Source organism: Rhodococcus sp. 21391 (assembly GCF_016772255.1).
In the GTDB taxonomy this organism is placed as follows: Bacteria; Actinomycetota; Actinomycetes; order Mycobacteriales; family Mycobacteriaceae; genus Rhodococcus_F; species Rhodococcus_F opacus.
On the sequence record NZ_CP063781.1, the window covers coordinates 552,952 to 568,298 of the forward strand.

Below are 15,347 nucleotides of genomic sequence, written 5' to 3' on the forward strand. Positions count from 1 at the left end.
TGCCACAATCGAATTCGGCTAAAGAAATGCCCCATCGGCGAGACGATGCAATGCGCCCCGCCGATGAGGCGGTCGAGATCTGTGGGCAGCTAGCCGAGGTCGCCACCGGCGACAGGCAGTACCGTCCCGGTGATGTACGTGGCCTCGTCGGAGGCCAGGAAGACGATGGCCGCGGCCTGCTCGTCCAGCGTTCCGTACCGCTTCAGCAGGGACGAGTCGACGGTCTGGTCGACGATCTGCTGGTACCAGGCCTTCTCCTGATCGGTCTCCGCGCCGGGGCCGCGGGGAACGCGGCGAGCGGGCGCCTCGGTGCCGCCGGGTGCGGTGGCCACCACGCGGATTCCGTACTGTGCGGCTTCGAGAGCGAGTGACGCGGTCAGGGCGTTGACCCCGCCCTTCGACGCCGCGTAGGGCACGCGGTTGACACCCCGCGTGGCCACCGAAGACACGTTGACGATGGTGCCCGACTGCTGCGCGATGAGGTGGGGGAGGACGGCGCGGCACGTCCACAGGGTCGGGAACAGCGACCGCTGCACCTCCGCCTGGATCTGCTCGGCGGTGTAGTGCTCGTACGGCTTGGCCCAGATGGTGCCGCCGACGTTGTTGATCAGCACGTCGAGCCGGCCGTGCTGCTGCCGCGCCTCGTCGATCGCCGCCTCGGCGTCGGCGAACTGTTCCAGATCGGCGGTGATACTGTGCGCGTCGGTACCGTTCTCGCGCAACCCCTTCGCGACGTCATGGACGAGTTCGGCGCGGTCGATCAGGATCAGCGACGCACCCTCGGCCGCGAGTCGGGTCGCGACCGTCAGGCCGATGCCCTGCGCTGCGCCGGTGACCGCGACGACCTTGCCGTCGAAACGGTGCGGAGTGACGAGTCCACTCATGCGACGGCACTCCTCTCGATGGCGCGGCACATGGTGGCCTTGGCGTGCGCGCTGTGGCTGACGATCAGGTCGTGGGCGGCGGCCCGGTCACCCTTCTCGAAGGCGGCGACGATGTCGAGGTGGTCGTGCTGGATGTGCTCGTCCACCCAGTCCGCGGTGCGGAGCACCTTCGTCATGAGCTGCGTGACCTCCAGGCGGTTGTACGCCTCGAGGAGCACGTCGTTGGCGGTGCACCGGAACAGGAATTCGTGGAATGCGGCGTTGGTGTCGGTAAACGCGCCTGCGTCCGTGAAGTGGTCGTTCTCGATCGATTCGCACGAGGTCTCGGCGAGGATCCGGTACTCGGACAGCTGTTCCTTCGTCATCCGGCCGATGGTCAGTTCCATCGCCCCGAGTTCGAGCGCCATGCGGGCGTCGAACTGCGCGTCCGACTCGGACAGCGGCTGGTGTTCCTCGCCGATCTCGTACTCGGGGGCCGCCTCGACGGCGTCGGCCGCCGGCGGTGCGGACACCTCGGACCCACTCGGTGTCGCGGCGTTGTTGAACTTCTCGAAGTAGAAGTTCGCCGGCGTGACGCCCTCCGACTTCAGGTGGTCGCGCACCGCCTCGACCATGGGAGGCGGACCGCACAGATACACGTCCACGTCGCCGTCGTTCAGGTGTGCGGGCTCGAACAGGCCGGTGACGTATCCCTTGTTCGGTGCACTGCTCGCCGGGTCGGACACGCAGTAGTCGAACGTGAACCGGGGCAGGGACTTCGTGTACTCCTCGAGCTTGTCCAGTTCCACCAGGTCCGCGTCGGACGAGACTCCGTAGACCAGGTGCACGGGGTGGTCGGCGGCGTCGGTGCGCATCTTGTCGAGGATCGACAGCAGCGGGGCCAGCCCGGTGCCGCCGGCCAGCAGCAGGGCGCGACGCTTCTGCTCACGCAGGAAGAAGCTTCCCATCGGGCCGGTGAACTCGAGCGTGTCGCCGACCTGTGCGCGGCTACGCAGGTACTCCGACATCAGGCCGCCGTCGGTGATCTTGACCAGGAACGACAGTTCCTTCGACGTGGGTCCGGTGCTGAACGAGTACGAGCGCGTCGCTTCGGTCCCGGGAACGGTGATGTTCACGTACTGGCCGGGGAGGAAAACCAGGTCGTCCCGGTTCGCGATCTCGATCGTGAACCCGATGGTGGTGTCGGAGAACTTACGGATCTCCGTGACCGTCGACGAGAACGTGCCTGCGGCGGTCTTCGCGACGTCGGACGTCGTCGGGATCTGCAGCACCAGATCACTTTCCGGCATCATCTGGCACGGAAGGCAGTAGCCTTGCTCCGCCTCTTCGTCGGTGAGCGCTTCCTCGATGTAGTCGCCGCCGTCGTACGTGCCGGATTCGCAGAGCGACTTGCAGGTGCCGCACGCCCCGTCTCGACAGTCGAGGGGAATGTTGATGCGCGCGCGGTAGGACGCGTCGGCGACCGTCTCGTCGCCGTCACACTTGATGAAGCGGGTGATCCCGTCCTCGAAACTCAGTGCAACTTGGAAAGTCATGGAAAACAGCTCGATTCGCGAAGAATGGGAAAGAAATCAGATGTGGTAGATGTCGACCACGTGGTGGATGTAGTCGTTCTTGAGCACGACCTTCTTCTTCAGGATCAGAGGCTGCTCACCAGAGAAGTCGATGGTGTAGAACGAATTCCCGAAGTACGTGTCGACCGTGTTGTACCGGAAGTAGAGCGTGAACCAGTTGAACCGGACGTCCACGACGTCGCCGCGACGGTCGGTGACCTCGACGTTCGAGATGTTGTGACCGGTGCGGGGTTCCGGAAGGCTCGTCGCGCTCGACCGGTCGGTCTTGATGCGGAACACCCGGTCCTCGATGCCACCACGGTTGGCGTAGTAGATCAGGGAGATCTCGGTCATCGGGTCGGTGGTCAGTTCACCGTCGTCGGCCCACGCCGGCATCCAGAACTCGGAGTCGGGGTGATAGCACTCGATCCACTTCTCGAACTCGCGGTCGTCGAGGTAGCGGGCCTCACGGTAGAGGAACTGCTCGATGGCGTGCTGGGTGACAGTGCTTTCGGCTACTGCAGTCATGTTCGTCGTCTCCCTCAGCGGTTGTTCGCGGCAACGTCGGCGTCGAGCGCCTTGGTGAGCGCTTGTACCCAGTAGCCGTGCTGGATCGGGTAAAGGCCCTCGTCCTCGGTCTTCACACCACTGGAGATGGGATTGATGCCGATCTTCTTCGCACCCTCGTCGGGGCCCTGGAGTTGGTGGGTGACACCGCGGCTGAGGTCGTTGAACGGTGCGGCTCCGGCCTGGTACGTCTTCTGGCAGGAGCGGAACTCCTCGAGATCGTCCGGGGTGGCCATGCCGGTGGCGTTGAAGAAGTCCTCGTACTGGCGGATGCGGGCGGCACGTGCCGTGCGGCTCTCACCCTTGGGGGCGATGCAGTAGATGGTGACCTCGGTCTTGTCGACGGAGATCGGACGGAAATGCCGGATCTGCGAACCGAACTGGTCCATCAGGTACACGTTCGGGTACAGGCACAGGTTGCGGGACACACCGATCATCCAGTCGGCGCGATCCTCCCCGTACTCGGCGACCAGTTCGTCGCGACGCTCGTTCAGCGGACGGTTGGCGGGGTCGGCCCACTTCGTCCACAGCAGCAGATGACCGTTGTCGAACGAGTAGTAGCCGCCCTGCTGCTTCGACCACTTGCCGGCGTCCATCGCCTTCGTGGCGTTGGTGGACTCGCCCGACTCCCGGCGCGACGTGGTCGCGGCGTAGTTCCAGTGGGTGGCGGACACGTGGTAGCCGTCGGCACCGTTCTCGGTCTGCAGCTTCCAGTTGCCGTCGTAGGTGTAGGTGGACGCACCGCGCAGGACCTCGAGGCCGTCGGGCGACTGGTCGACGATCATGTCGATGATCTTCGTGGTGTCACCGAGGTGCTCCTCGAGCGGCGGGACGTCGGCGTTGAGGCTGCCGAACAGGAAACCGCGGTAGTTCTCGAACCGCGCGACCTTGGTGAGGTCGTGGGAGCCGTCCTTGTTGAACTGTTCCGGGTAGCCGGCCTCACGCGGGTCCTTGACCTTGAGGAGCTTGCCCGAATTGTTGAACGTCCAGCCGTGGAACGGGCAGGTGAACGTGGTCCGGTTGTCCGTCTTGCGCCTGCACAGCATGGCGCCGCGGTGGCTGCACGCGTTCACCAGGGCGTTGAGTTCGCCCTCCTTGTTGCGGGAGATCACGATCGGCTGGCGGCCCATGTACGTGGTGAAGTAGTCGCCGACATTCGGGATCTGGCTTTCGTGGGCCAGGTAGATCCAGTTGCCCTCGAAGATGTGCTTCATCTCGAGTTCGAACAGGTCCTCGTCGGTGAAAACGCTACGTCGCACCTGGTAGCGACCGGTTTCCGCGTCCTCGACGAGCGCGTCGGCCAGCTTGGCGCGCACGTCGTCGGACGGCGCTGTGTACAGGGTGTCAGTCATGGGATCCTCCAAGATCTCCGGGGGCTTGCGCCCTGTGAGGGCGCCCGGGTCCGGCAATGAATTCCACTCTTGCAGCCTGTGCGCTGCATCACACTAGGCATTTACCGAGTACTGACTAGGACGTGTTCGGCATGCGTACGCCGAGGCTCGGAGGGCCTCGGCGTACGCATCGGGGTGCGGTCGTCACGCGGCGGGCGTGAACTTCTCCCGGAAGATGCGTCGCGGAGCCATGCGCCGGCGCTTGAACGCCTTGACTCCGGCGTCGACCATCGCCGGCGGCCCGCACAGGTACCCGGAGTAGCCGCGACAGGTGTCGAAGTCCTCCACGAACGCGTCGGTGACGTAGCCCGTCCGGCCGGACCACGTCGAATCGCTCAGACACGGAACGTATCGGAACCCCGGGTGTGCGCGTTCCCACTCCCGAAACAGGTCGACGTCGTACAGGTCGGCTGCTTCCCGCACGCCGTGATAGAGGTGGATCGCGCGTTCCGGTGCGACGGTGAGTGCCTGGCGGACCATCGATTTCAGCGGGGCGAGCCCGGTTCCGCCGCCGAGCAGGATCATCGGACCCTCGTCCTCCGGATCGAGACGGAAGTCGCCGAGCGGCCCCGCCATCTCGACGCGCTCGCCGACTGACAGCGCGCCGAAGACCCAACCGTCCGTCGCGACTCCGCCCGGCTGTCTGCGGACGTGGAACTCGAGTTGTTTCGACTCGCCCGGCGTGTTCGCCATCGAGTACTGGCGGCGGTGGTCGGTGCCGGGTACTCGTAGTTCGACGTACTGCCCCGCGGAGAATTCGAGCGGGCTGTCGAGCGTGACGAGAACCCGCCGCGTGTCACGGGCGACGTCCTCGATCGCGCTCACGGTGCCGACCAGGTCCCGCAGGGCGTGGACGGTGCCCGCCGGCGCCGTGTCCAGGCGTTCCACCACGGTGTCACCACACGGAGTGGCCTGGCAGGCCAGGGCGAATCCCTGCTCGCGCTCGGCCTGGGTCAGCGTGGTCTCGGGCGAGCGCCCGTGATCGACCGATCCCGACACGACCCGCAGCTTGCACGTTCCGCACGTGCCCTGGTTGCACGAGTTCGGCATCCACACGCTGCCCCGGAGGAAAGCGTCGAGTATCGGCTGGTCGGTGCGGCATTCCACCCTGTCCGCGGCGACCGAGACGGTGACGGTCACGGCTACACCTCCCACGTGGCCCGGAGGGCGGTCGGGCCGCGGAAACCCCAGCCCCAGAACTCCACGTCCGCGCCGGAGTCACGTTCGAGGTTCGGGATCGCCTCGAACAACTCCTCGAGGCCGATGCGGCAGACGTGGTTCGCGAAGTAGATACCCGCGCACGCGTGATTGCCGGAACCGAACGCCAGGTGGGGGAGCGGGGGGCGCGTCATGTCGTAGTCGGAGGGGGCGTCGTAGACGGCGGTGTCGTGGTTGGCCGAACCGTAGGACAGCAGGACCACGGATCCTTCGGGAAGGAACACGTCCCCGAGCGTGACGTCCTTGGTGCTGATGCGGGCCGTGGCCGACCAGATCGGGGAGGTCCAGCGCATTCCTTCGGATATCGCCCGCGGAATCAGGGCAGGCTCGTCGATGACGGCCTCGAGCTGCTCGGGGCGGGTGAACAGGCCCACGAGTGTCGATGCCATGCCGTGCCCGGGTTCCTGCATCGCGCCCAGCAGGTAGACGAAGAGCGTGGGGTAGATGTACTCGCGGTCGCGGACTTTACCTTCGGGCATGCCGTCGTGCAGCCAGTGCGAGATGGCGCTGTCGTCGGGTTCGACGGTCCACTTGTCGATGAGCGGATCGACGACGGCCCGGATCTCTGCCTTGGCCTCGTCCCCCTGCACGAATCCCTCCGGGTTCGTGAACTCGCCGTCCGCGTCCACCCCGGCATTGGTGAAGGAGTTCGACAGCCGGTGGAACCAGTCACGCAACGTGTCCGAGCTGACGTCGTTCAGCCCCAGGAGATCACCGAGTGCGCGCACGCTGACGGGTTCGCAGTACTGCGAGACCAGATCGGCCTTGCCGTCGTTCTCGAACTGCTCCACGTAGCGACGCGCGATGGGGCGGACGAGTCCGTCGACCCAGCGGTCCACCTCCGACGGTTGCAGTGCGGGGTCGACCATCGAGCGGAGGTCGCGGTGGATCTCGCCGTTGACGCCGATCACCGCCGGGTGGCCGAACGTGCGGCCACCGGCCTTGGTGATGATCCCCTCGAAGTCGGGGCTGTTGGCGATGGTGCGGCACAAGTCGGCAGTGGTCGCGACGAACGAGCCGAGGACCGGGACGTAGGCCAGCGGCGCCTCGGCGCGCAGCCGCTCGTAGACGGGGTACGGGTTGCGCTCGAGTTCCGTCATCGTGATCTCGTCGATCCAAGAGAGGGTGGCGGTCATCTGAATCTCCTCATTCAAAGCAACTGCTCGGAAACAACTTTCGTTGTGTGAGCGGGGTGAGGAAGAAGGTAGGCCGTCGCAGGAGGGTGGTCTAGCCACTCTGCGCGGTCTCTGGACCATCTGCGCGACTACTTGTGATTGCGGTCTCAGTTATCCTCGACTGGGCGTGACGACACGGTTTCAATGAGGTCGGAACGATTCTTCAGTGAGGCAGGTGCATGACGATGGCATCGAAGATCACCGAAACCCAGGACTGGGATGCGGCGTCGAGGGCGGTGGCCGGTGCGTACTTTCCCCACACGTTGACCGACTTGTCGCCGAACGGAGCGATGAAGCTGTCGATGCGGACCGTTGACCTCGGCCCCGTCACTCTCGGGAGGCTGGGCTGGGGTGCCGACGTGTCGATCGAGTGCGACTATCCGGATGCGTACGAGATCAACATTCCGCTGTCCGGTTCGCTGGAGTCCTGTTCGCAGGGCGACACGGTGCTGTCGCGCCCAGGTCAGGCCACGGTCTTCCGGGCGGATGAGCCGACCCTGATCACCCGGTGGAGCGGCGACTGCTCGGTGCTCGGCGTCAAATTCGACAGCGACTACCTCGAGCAGGAGGCTGACCGGATCCTCGGCTCCGACCTGCGGCCCGGGCTGCACCTACCGTCGCAGATCGATCTCACCGAGGCCCCGGGACACAGCTGGTTTCGTCTGGTGCGCTCATTGACCGCGCAACTGCGGGAGCCGGCCGACCTCCTGGCCAACCCGGTGGTCGGCCCACAGCTCGCCGGCGCGATCACCTCGGCGTTCATCCTGGCCGTCACGCCCGACGAGGAGGTGCGCGGGGGCGCACCCCGACCACGAATCGTCAAGCGGGTGCTCGACGGACTCAACGACGACCCGGCCCGCGCCTGGACGGCAGCCGACATGGCAGAACTGGCGGGTACCAGCGTCCGCCGGTTGCAGGAAGGGTTTCGCGAGTACGTCGGGCGCAGTCCGTCGGAATGCCTCCTCGACATCCGCCTGAGTCGCGCGGACGCCGACCTGCGGGCGCTGGAACCCGGTGTCACGGTCTCCGAGGTCGCTGCCCGGTGGGGGTTCACCCATGCGGGCCGGTTCTCTGCCGCGTACCGCCGGCGGTACGGCAAATCCCCGTCAGAGCTGATTCGCTTCTGACGGGGATCGCGGCGGGTGTGCGGTTACTTGTTGCCGAAGTACGAGACGTCGTCGTTGCCGATGAGGTCGGGGACCGTCCAGCCGTCGAGGTCGTATTCGGACAGGCACTGCTCGGCGAAGCCCTTCATGGACGCGACGTCGCCACGGTTCTCGGCGGCGAACAGCAGTTCCGCCTTGACGTTTTCGTGGTTGCCGGAGTAGTTGCGCTCGTAGAGTTCGTGCCGGCCGCCGAACTCACTGCCGATCGAATCCCACAGTGCCTTCATGATCTTGACACGTTCGACGGCGGTCATGCCGTCGGAGCCGCGGACGTACTTGTCGAGGTACGGGCGGACGTCGGGGCTCTTGAAGTCGCGGGCGCTCGAGGGCAGGTAGATCAGCCCGGACGCGACGTCCTGTTCGATGATCTCCTTGATCCGCGGGTAGCCCTGGATCATGAACATGCGGTACGTGAGGCCGTATTCGAGCTTGGGGATGACGGTGTCGCCGATCCACGGCTCGGGGTTGCGTGCCATCGATTCGGTGAGTGACCAAAACAGGTTTCGCCAGCCGATGACCTCACCGACGCGGGTCTGCACGCCGCGGAAACCGCCCGCGCCGGTGGCGTCGAGGGCCTTCATCAGCATGCCGGCGATGAAGTCGAGCTTCACGGCGAGACGGGTGCAGCCCTGGAACGTGAAGCGGGGCAGGAATCCGGACTGCGGGAAGAAGCCGTTGATCTTGTCGACGTCGCCGTACATGAAGACGTTCTCCCACGGCACCAGCACCTTGTCGAAGATGAAGATGGTGTCGTTCTCGTCCATGCGGCTCGACAGCGGGTAGTCGAACGGGGTGCCCATCACGGCCGCGTTCTGGGTGAACGAGGACCGGCAGATCAGCTTCACGCCCGGTGCGTCCATCGGGACGGTGCAGATCAGGGCGAATTCCTTCTTCTTGATCGGCAGGCCGTAGTGGGCGATGAAGTTGTAGTTGGTGATGGCCGAGCCGGTGGCCACGACCTTGGCGCCGGAGACGATGAGGCCGGCGTCGGTCTCCTTCTCGACCTTCATGAACACGTCCCCCACCTCGTCGGGCGGGAGCTGGCGGTCGACGGGCGGGTTGATGATCGCGTGGTTCCAGTACAGGACCTTCTCCTGCGATTCCTTGTACCAGCGTTCGGCGTTGTCCTGGAACGGGGAGTACAGCTCCTTGTTGGCATGCAGGGTGCCGAGGAAGGAGGCCTTGTAGTCGGGGGAGCGGCCCATCCAGCCGTACGTCATCCGCGCCCAGGTGGCGATCGCGTCGCGTTCCTTCAGCAGGTCGTCCGAGGACTTCGGCGCCTTGAAGAACGGCATCGTGACGCCGCCGTTGCCGGTGTCGGTGGGGGTGGTGACCTTGTCGACGTGTTCGCCGGTGTGCATCGAGTCGTAGAGGCGTGCGGTCATCCGGATCGGGTTGCGGAACGCCGGATGCGTGGTGACGTCCTCGACACGCTCGCCGTGCAACCAGATTTCGCGGTCGTCGCGCAGCGACTCGATGTATTCGTCACCGGTCATCGGGCGCGACGCGAAGTTGGCGGTGCGGTTGGCCTCGCAGTCTGCGGCCGGGTTGACCTTCGTCGGGTCGAGCGCGGTCTCGGGAGCGCTTTCGGTGGTGGTCATGGAATGTCCTTTCGGATCGGGCGGTCAGTTGACGGGCTGAAGATGGAATGGGGTGAAGGAGGTGGTGGAGTCGAACCAGCCGTTGTTCGGATCGTCCATCGATCCGTTCCACGCGGCCGACGCGGACGGTGAGCCGAGGTCGTGGAAGGTGCTCCGGTAGAAAAGCAGCGGGTCCTTGCCGCTGGATTCGGCCGCGACGATCTCACCGATGAAGATGATGTGGTCGCCGCCGTCGTACTCGGCCCACGGCCGGCACGACAACGTGGCGGCGGCACCGCAGATGATGGGGGCGGTCGGTCCGTCGGCCCACACGGGTTCGGGGTTCTGCGGTCGCCCGGCGAAATGCATCGCGGTGTCCACCTGGTCGGCGGCGAGAATGTTGACGGCGAACGGCGACTTGCTCAAGTAGTTGCAGGCCTTGGACTTTCGGGTCAGGGTGATCTGGCACAGTCTCGGCTCGATCGAGACGGCGGTGAAGGCGGTGACCGTCGCTCCGTGCGGCAGGCCCTCGGAGTTGGCGCACGTGATGACCGTGACTCCGCTGGCAAACTGCCCGAAAATGTTCCGGAGTTCGCGTTGCTCCATGGTCGGAGCCTCCCTTCCTGTCCGGGGCGCTGATGAGGTACGGACGAAAGTACGACCGTGGGAACGGTGCGTCGATCCGCTGAGCGCGGAGGTGATCCGCTTTGCGCGGTGACTTGGATCACGCCGAAAATTGCAATCGAAGGTGTCCGTAGTCACACTGGTGCCATGCTGCCCGCGTCCAAGCTGATTCGCCCCGAAGATTGGGACGAAGCGTCGCACGTGGTGTCGGACGTGTACTTCCCGCACCGGCTGACCCCGCTGAACAGGTCGAACGCGGGCAACACCGTCGCGGAGGCGGTGGAACTCGGGCCCGTGAAGATCACCCATATCGGTTGGGGCGCCGACGTGTCGATCCAGTCCGACCACCCTGGCGCGTATGCGATCAACGTGCCGCTGTCGGGACATCTGGAATCGGTGACCGGCAAGCACGAGGTGTCGTCCGTGCCCGGGGAGGGAACGATATGCCCACCCGACACGACGACGCTGATCACCGACTGGAGCAAGGACTGCTCGATCATCGGCGTGCGCGTCGACCGCGACTACCTGCACCGCGAGATGGCGCGGATCCTGGCGCGGCCAGGGCTGCGACTTCCCCCGCAGCTGGACCTGACCAGCGAGAACGGTGCCAGCTGGCTGGCCCTGGTGCGGTCACTGCTCGACCAGATGCTGCGGTCGGACGGCATCTACACGAACCCGCTCGTCGCCGAGCAACTGTCGGGGGCGGTCACCACGGCACTGGTCCTGGCGGCGATCCCGGACGACGAGACGGCCGGTGCGGGTACCCGGCCGCGCATCGTCAAGCGCGTCATCGACGAGATCCACGCCGACCCCGCGCGGGCGTGGACGGCGGGCGAGATGGCCGGGATCGCGGGCGTCGGCGTCCGCCGCCTGCAGGAGGGATTCCAGGAGTACGTCGGGGTGAGCCCCCGCGACTACCTGCTGAACGTGCGGCTCGAACGCGTCCACGACGACCTGCTGCGCGCGGACGGTTCGTCGACGGTCGCCGAGGTCGCGATGCGCTGGGGATTCACCCACACGGGGCGGTTCGCGGCGGCGTACCGCCGGAAGTACGGCGTGGCGCCCTCGGAAGCGCTCCGGGGCTGACGGTGCGGCGTCAGCTCACGTAGGAGAAGATCGTCGCCATCCCGGCGGCAAGGTGATAGTCGTTGTGACAGTGCGTGATCCACTGACCGGGGTTGGTCGTGTCGATGTCGGCGGCGACGGTCTGCCCGGGAAGCACGATCACGGTGTCCTTCCGCGGTCCCGAACCGTCCGACCGGGCGACGGCGAACGTGTGCCCGTGCAGGTGCATGGGGTGGAACATCATCGTGGGGTTCGTATAGACCAGCCGCACTCGCTGGTCCCGGTGGACGGTCAGCGGGGTGTGGTCGGGGTAGGCCTTGCCGTTCACCGTCCACACGTACTGCATCATGTGGCCGCCGAGCGACGCCTCCAGGGTGACACCCGGGTCGACGACGGGTAACCGGACGGCGTCGGTGGCCCGCAGGCCGACCACGGTGAGTGGGGGAGGGCCCAGCTCACGGGGCGCCACGGCGGGGTCGGGTTGCGCGCCGCCGCCGGTGCGCACCACCGCGAATCCCTGCGCACCCTTCCCCTCTGCGGCCGCGACCAGCGGGAACACCCCGTCCTGAAGGGTGACGACGGCGTCGTACCGCTCGCCCATGCCGATCAGCACCGAGTCGGTGTCGACCGGTTCGACGGGGAAACCGTCCGTGTCCGTGACGGTCAGCCGGTGTCCACCCAGCGCGACCCGGAACGCGGTGTCGTCGCCCGCGTTGATCAGCCGGATGCGGGCTCGCTGCCCCGGCCGTGCGGTGAAGACGGTCGGATCGCCGGGTGGTTTCCCGTTCAGCAGGTACACCGGGTACCGGACGTCGCCGGAGTCACCGCCGAGCACGCGCGACGTCATCTCGGGCATGGACGTCATCCGCCCGCCGTGGAGTTCGTCGAAGACCTGCGAGGGCGTGCGGTCGGTCAACCAGTCGGAGAGCACGACGACGAACTCGGCGTCGTAGTTCGCGGGAGCCCCGGGATCGTCGATGATCAGAGCCCCGTACAGCCCTCGGCCGCGCTGGAGATCGCCGTGCGTGTGGTACCAGTACGTGCCCGGGTCGGGCGGGATGAAGTCGTAGACGAACTCTGTGTCCGCCGGTATCGGAGCCTGCGTGACATCCGGGACCCCGTCCATGTCGTTGCGGATGGCCAGCCCGTGCCAGTGCACGGTGGTGGAATCCGGCAGCTGGTTGCGAAACCGCACCTGGACCCTGTCCCCGACGTTCGCCCGCAGGATCGGGCCCGGCAGCTGCGCGTTGTACAGCCACGCAGCAGTGCGTTTACCTGCGAGGTCGACGTCGGACTGCGTCGCGGAGAGTTCGTACCCGACCGGTCTGCCGCCGGGAAACCGGCGTTCCTCGGACTCGGCGTACGCGCGCACCTCCGGGGAGTCGGGCCCGATCGCAGCCTCGGTGTCGTCGCTGCGGGCGCAGGCCCCGGTGAACCCGAGGAGTGCGGCTCCCGCTCCCCACTGCAGCACACGCCGCCGGGACAACTGCGCGTCGAGTGGACGGTTCCCAGGCATCCCCACGCTCCTTCCGCGGGTAGACCGTTTCCCGTGACGCTACTCGGGCGGATTACGCCAGGGCACCGATTCGCGCCCGGTCGCGGAGGGCGATGAGTTCGCGGGCGTGCGCCTCCAGTTTGCGGTCCTCGTCGGACCGGGGCACCCACTGCTGCACTGCGGTTGCGGCGCCGTCCTCGTCGACGGCGGCGACGACGGTGAGGCAGTGGGTGGTGAGGTTCATTTCGCGGGTGCGCGGGTCACCGGATCGCACGTGCACCGAGATGTGCATGGTCTGCGCGCCGGTGTGCAGCAGGCGGGCGTCGACCTCGACGACGTGACCGATCTGGATCGGGCGGTAGAAGCGCACCCCGCCGGCGTAGACGGACACGCACGGCGTGCCGTTCCACGACGTGCCGCACAGGTAGGCGGCCTCGTCGATCCAGCGCATCACGGTTCCGCCGTGGGTCTTGCCGCCCCAGTTGACGTCGGTGGGCGCGGCGAGGAAGCGGGTGAGCGATTCCGGTGCGGTGCCCGCGTCGGTGTAGTTCTGCTTGCTCATCGCCTCTTCGATGTCGGCTCGCAGGCCGATCCGCATGACCGCCTCCTCGGACTCGGCGCGGTCGGTGGCGGTGACGGGCTGCCACGGCGGCACACTCGTCGGCTTACCGGAGTCGTCGACGGCGACGAAGATGATCAGGCAGTTGCTGGCCTCGGTGAACTGTCCGGTGCGCGGGTCGGCCGACGACACGGTGCACTGGATGTGCATGCTCGAGCGCCCGGTGTGGACGAGCCGCGCTTCGACCTCGACGAGATGGCCCGACTCGATGGACCGGGTGAACTTGATGTTTCCCACATAGGCGGTGACGCAATAGCTCCCGCTCCAGCCGACCGCGCAGGCGTAGGCGGCCTTGTCGATCCATTCGAGGATCCGGCCACCCTGGACGGCTCCTCCGAGCGTCGCCACCTCGGTGGGTGCGGCCAGGAAGCGGAGGGTGATGCTGCGGGGAGGCGTGGTCATCGATGTGATCCTCGGGGATTCGACGTGGCCGGCACGAGGGCGCGAACCGGGAACGGCGAAACGTCGTTGTCCGCCGGTGGCGGGGGAAATTATCCCACAGATGCACCGGGCCGACCCGTGCGCGATGTGAACGGACCGAGGTTGACGAAAGCGTGTGACCACGCGCACACTCGACATCGATCGCACAGCGTTCTAGATGTACGCACAGCGTACGAGAGGATCGGATCAGGTGATGACCTCGACATCGACGACGACCGCACCTCATGTGGACCAGGCAGGCCTCGACCACGTCGACCGGGAGTTCTACCTCCCCGCGCAGCGAGTGCTGCCGTGGAAGGCGAACCTCGCGGCACTTCCCGGCGAACCGGGAACTCCGCTCCGCATCGCGGGAATCGTGCGCTCACGCGACGGCGAACCGCTGTCGGGGGCGGAGCTCGAGATCTGGCACGCCGACGCCGACGGCTGCTACTCCGGGTACTCCGTCGAGATTCTGCGCAACAACCTGCGCGGCATCGTCGTCACGTGCGCCGGGGGCCGCTTCGACATATCGACCGTGCAGCCAGCGCCGTGTGAATTCTCCAGCGCCCGAGCCGAAGCCGATATCGGACACGTCAACGTCGTCGTGCATGCGCGCGGCTTCCGGCCGCTCGAGACGCGCCTGGTGCCGACGCCGGGCGCATCACGAGAAGTGGTCGCGTCCGCCGTCGAGTCGCTCGTCGACCTCGGTGCCGGCGGACAGGTCTCCTGCTCGACCCGATCTGACCGACGTGACGCCGTCAGCCGGCGAAACCCATATCCGCGCTCAGGGCGGCCGCGGCGGCGAGGACGCAGGGAACGGCCTGTTCCCGGAACTGCGCCGGAGTGTTCCGCGCGGACGACGTGGAGCACGCGACCACGCCGACCACTGTGCCGCCCGCGTCGTGGACGGGGGCGGCCAGCGAAATCAGCCCCTTCTCCAACTCCTCGGACGTCAGGGCGAACCCCTGCTCGCGGACCTTGGCGAGTTCCCGCTCGAGTTCGGCTGCCGTGCCGATGGTCTCGGGTCCGAGTTTCTCGAACGTCGACTCGGCGACCACCCGCTCGACCACGTCCGCGGGGGCCCAGGCCAGGAGCGCACGGCCCATGGACGTGGCGTACGCGGGGACGCGGGTGCCGACGGAGACGTTGATGCTCATGATCCGCCGGACGGGAACGCGCGCCGCGTAGACCACGTCGGCGCCGTCGAGCACGCCGAGCGACGCGGACTCCTGCGTCTTCTCGGCCACCTCGAGCAGCCGGGGCATCGCGGCCTCGATCAGTGCGTGCGACTCCGAGTAGTGCTGTCCGATGCTGAGCACGCGGGGCGTGAGCGACCACCGGCCTCCCGAGCCGGCGACGTACCCCAGCTTCTGCAGGGTGAGCAGGATCCGGCGGACCGCGGGACGCGACAGTCCCGCTTCCGTGGCGAGTTCGGCGAGCGTGGGGTTCGGACGCTGCGCGTCGAACGCGAGGAGCACTGCGAAGCCGCGCTCGATGCTCTGGATGTAATCGCGATCGCTCTCGGTCATTGCGGCCTCCACCAGCGATTCGTCTGCGTCTTCGGACTCGGGGTTGACATTTCAATGTGAC

Annotated in this window: 13 protein-coding genes and 1 pseudogene; 3 read left to right on the forward strand and 11 right to left on the reverse strand. The window is 66.6% G+C overall.

Features of this window, described 5'->3' with window-relative positions; genetic code table 11:
• Window positions 1-89: 89 nt before the first annotated feature.
• From GO592_RS02575 to GO592_RS02600, 6 genes are all read right to left on the reverse strand, one after another.
• Complete coding sequence (locus GO592_RS02575; protein WP_007297188.1) at window positions 90-884, reverse strand: 1,6-dihydroxycyclohexa-2,4-diene-1-carboxylate dehydrogenase; 795 nt, start codon at window positions 882-884, stop codon at window positions 90-92.
• Window positions 881-2,419: a benzoate 1,2-dioxygenase electron transfer component BenC gene (benC, locus tag GO592_RS02580; protein WP_007297189.1), complete on the reverse strand. Its 1,539-nt coding sequence runs from the start codon at window positions 2,417-2,419 to the stop codon at window positions 881-883. Before benC ends, GO592_RS02575 begins: the two co-directional genes overlap by 4 nt.
• 36 nt (window positions 2,420-2,455) lie before the next feature.
• The gene (gene benB, locus GO592_RS02585) at window positions 2,456-2,965 is read right to left on the reverse strand and encodes a benzoate 1,2-dioxygenase small subunit (RefSeq protein ID WP_007297190.1); all 510 of its coding nucleotides are present in this window, start codon (window positions 2,963-2,965) and stop codon (window positions 2,456-2,458) included.
• Window positions 2,966-2,979: 14 nt separating this feature from the next.
• A complete protein-coding gene (gene benA, locus GO592_RS02590) occupies window positions 2,980-4,356 on the reverse strand; it encodes a benzoate 1,2-dioxygenase large subunit (RefSeq protein WP_007297191.1) in 1,377 nt (458 codons plus the stop codon).
• 183 nt (window positions 4,357-4,539) lie between these two features.
• Window positions 4,540-5,535: a 2Fe-2S iron-sulfur cluster-binding protein gene (locus GO592_RS02595; RefSeq protein ID WP_007297192.1), complete on the reverse strand. Its 996-nt coding sequence runs from the start codon at window positions 5,533-5,535 to the stop codon at window positions 4,540-4,542.
• A gap of 2 nt (window positions 5,536-5,537) precedes the next feature.
• Window positions 5,538-6,749: a cytochrome P450 gene (locus GO592_RS02600; protein WP_007297193.1), complete on the reverse strand. Its 1,212-nt coding sequence runs from the start codon at window positions 6,747-6,749 to the stop codon at window positions 5,538-5,540.
• A 218-nt stretch (window positions 6,750-6,967) separates the two neighbouring features.
• On the opposite strand from GO592_RS02600, the gene GO592_RS02605 reads away from it, so the two are divergent.
• Window positions 6,968-7,915, forward strand: a complete 948-nt coding sequence (locus GO592_RS02605) for an AraC family transcriptional regulator (protein WP_007297194.1) — start codon at window positions 6,968-6,970, stop codon at window positions 7,913-7,915.
• A 23-nt stretch (window positions 7,916-7,938) separates the two neighbouring features.
• Here GO592_RS02605 and GO592_RS02610 read toward each other — a convergent pair whose 3' ends face one another.
• The gene (locus tag GO592_RS02610) at window positions 7,939-9,555 is read right to left on the reverse strand and encodes a 4-hydroxyphenylacetate 3-hydroxylase family protein (RefSeq protein WP_007297195.1); all 1,617 of its coding nucleotides are present in this window, start codon (window positions 9,553-9,555) and stop codon (window positions 7,939-7,941) included.
• A gap of 24 nt (window positions 9,556-9,579) precedes the next feature.
• Window positions 9,580-10,140, reverse strand: coding sequence for a flavin reductase family protein (locus GO592_RS02615; protein WP_007297196.1), 561 nt, complete (start codon window positions 10,138-10,140; stop codon window positions 9,580-9,582).
• 165 nt (window positions 10,141-10,305) lie between these two features.
• On the opposite strand from GO592_RS02615, the gene GO592_RS02620 reads away from it, so the two are divergent.
• Window positions 10,306-11,244 carry an AraC family transcriptional regulator gene (locus tag GO592_RS02620; RefSeq protein WP_007297197.1) on the forward strand — a complete coding sequence of 313 codons (939 nt, stop codon included), beginning with the start codon at window positions 10,306-10,308 and terminating at the stop codon, window positions 11,242-11,244.
• 10 nt (window positions 11,245-11,254) lie between these two features.
• On the opposite strand, the gene GO592_RS02625 is transcribed toward GO592_RS02620, so the two are convergent.
• On the reverse strand, window positions 11,255-12,739 hold the full coding sequence (locus tag GO592_RS02625) for a multicopper oxidase family protein (protein ID WP_007297198.1): 1,485 nt from the start codon (window positions 12,737-12,739) through the stop codon (window positions 11,255-11,257).
• Between the two features lie 52 nt (window positions 12,740-12,791).
• Window positions 12,792-13,739 (reverse strand): acyl-CoA thioesterase, encoded by a 948-nt coding sequence (locus GO592_RS02630; RefSeq protein WP_007297199.1) that lies wholly within the window; start codon window positions 13,737-13,739, stop codon window positions 12,792-12,794.
• Window positions 13,740-13,971: 232 nt separating this feature from the next.
• Between GO592_RS02630 and GO592_RS02635 the strand changes: the two are divergent.
• Window positions 13,972-14,325, forward strand: a pseudogene (locus GO592_RS02635) (dioxygenase family protein); the annotation flags it as partial.
• A gap of 190 nt (window positions 14,326-14,515) precedes the next feature.
• Here the strand turns inward: GO592_RS02635 and GO592_RS02640 are convergent.
• Window positions 14,516-15,286: an IclR family transcriptional regulator domain-containing protein gene (locus GO592_RS02640; protein ID WP_007297201.1), complete on the reverse strand. Its 771-nt coding sequence runs from the start codon at window positions 15,284-15,286 to the stop codon at window positions 14,516-14,518.
• Window positions 15,287-15,347 lie beyond the last annotated feature (61 nt).

Excerpts from the sequence above, each read along its gene's own strand:
- GO592_RS02575 (WP_007297188.1), bottom strand. The coding sequence starts at position 884 with ATGAGTGGACTCGTCACTCCGCACCGTTTCGACGGCAAGGTCGTCGCG.
- benC (WP_007297189.1), bottom strand. The coding sequence starts at position 2,419 with ATGACTTTCCAAGTTGCACTGAGTTTCGAGGACGGGATCACCCGCTTC.
- benB (WP_007297190.1), bottom strand. The coding sequence starts at position 2,965 with ATGACTGCAGTAGCCGAAAGCACTGTCACCCAGCACGCCATCGAGCAG.
- benA (WP_007297191.1), bottom strand. The coding sequence starts at position 4,356 with ATGACTGACACCCTGTACACAGCGCCGTCCGACGACGTGCGCGCCAAG.
- GO592_RS02600 (WP_007297193.1), bottom strand. The coding sequence starts at position 6,749 with ATGACCGCCACCCTCTCTTGGATCGACGAGATCACGATGACGGAACTC.
- GO592_RS02605 (WP_007297194.1), top strand. The coding sequence starts at position 6,968 with ATGACGATGGCATCGAAGATCACCGAAACCCAGGACTGGGATGCGGCG.
- GO592_RS02610 (WP_007297195.1), bottom strand. The coding sequence starts at position 9,555 with ATGACCACCACCGAAAGCGCTCCCGAGACCGCGCTCGACCCGACGAAG.
- GO592_RS02615 (WP_007297196.1), bottom strand. The coding sequence starts at position 10,140 with ATGGAGCAACGCGAACTCCGGAACATTTTCGGGCAGTTTGCCAGCGGA.
- GO592_RS02620 (WP_007297197.1), top strand. The coding sequence starts at position 10,306 with ATGCTGCCCGCGTCCAAGCTGATTCGCCCCGAAGATTGGGACGAAGCG.
- GO592_RS02625 (WP_007297198.1), bottom strand. The coding sequence starts at position 12,739 with ATGCCTGGGAACCGTCCACTCGACGCGCAGTTGTCCCGGCGGCGTGTG.
- GO592_RS02630 (WP_007297199.1), bottom strand. The coding sequence starts at position 13,739 with ATGACCACGCCTCCCCGCAGCATCACCCTCCGCTTCCTGGCCGCACCC.
- GO592_RS02640 (WP_007297201.1), bottom strand. The coding sequence starts at position 15,286 with ATGACCGAGAGCGATCGCGATTACATCCAGAGCATCGAGCGCGGCTTC.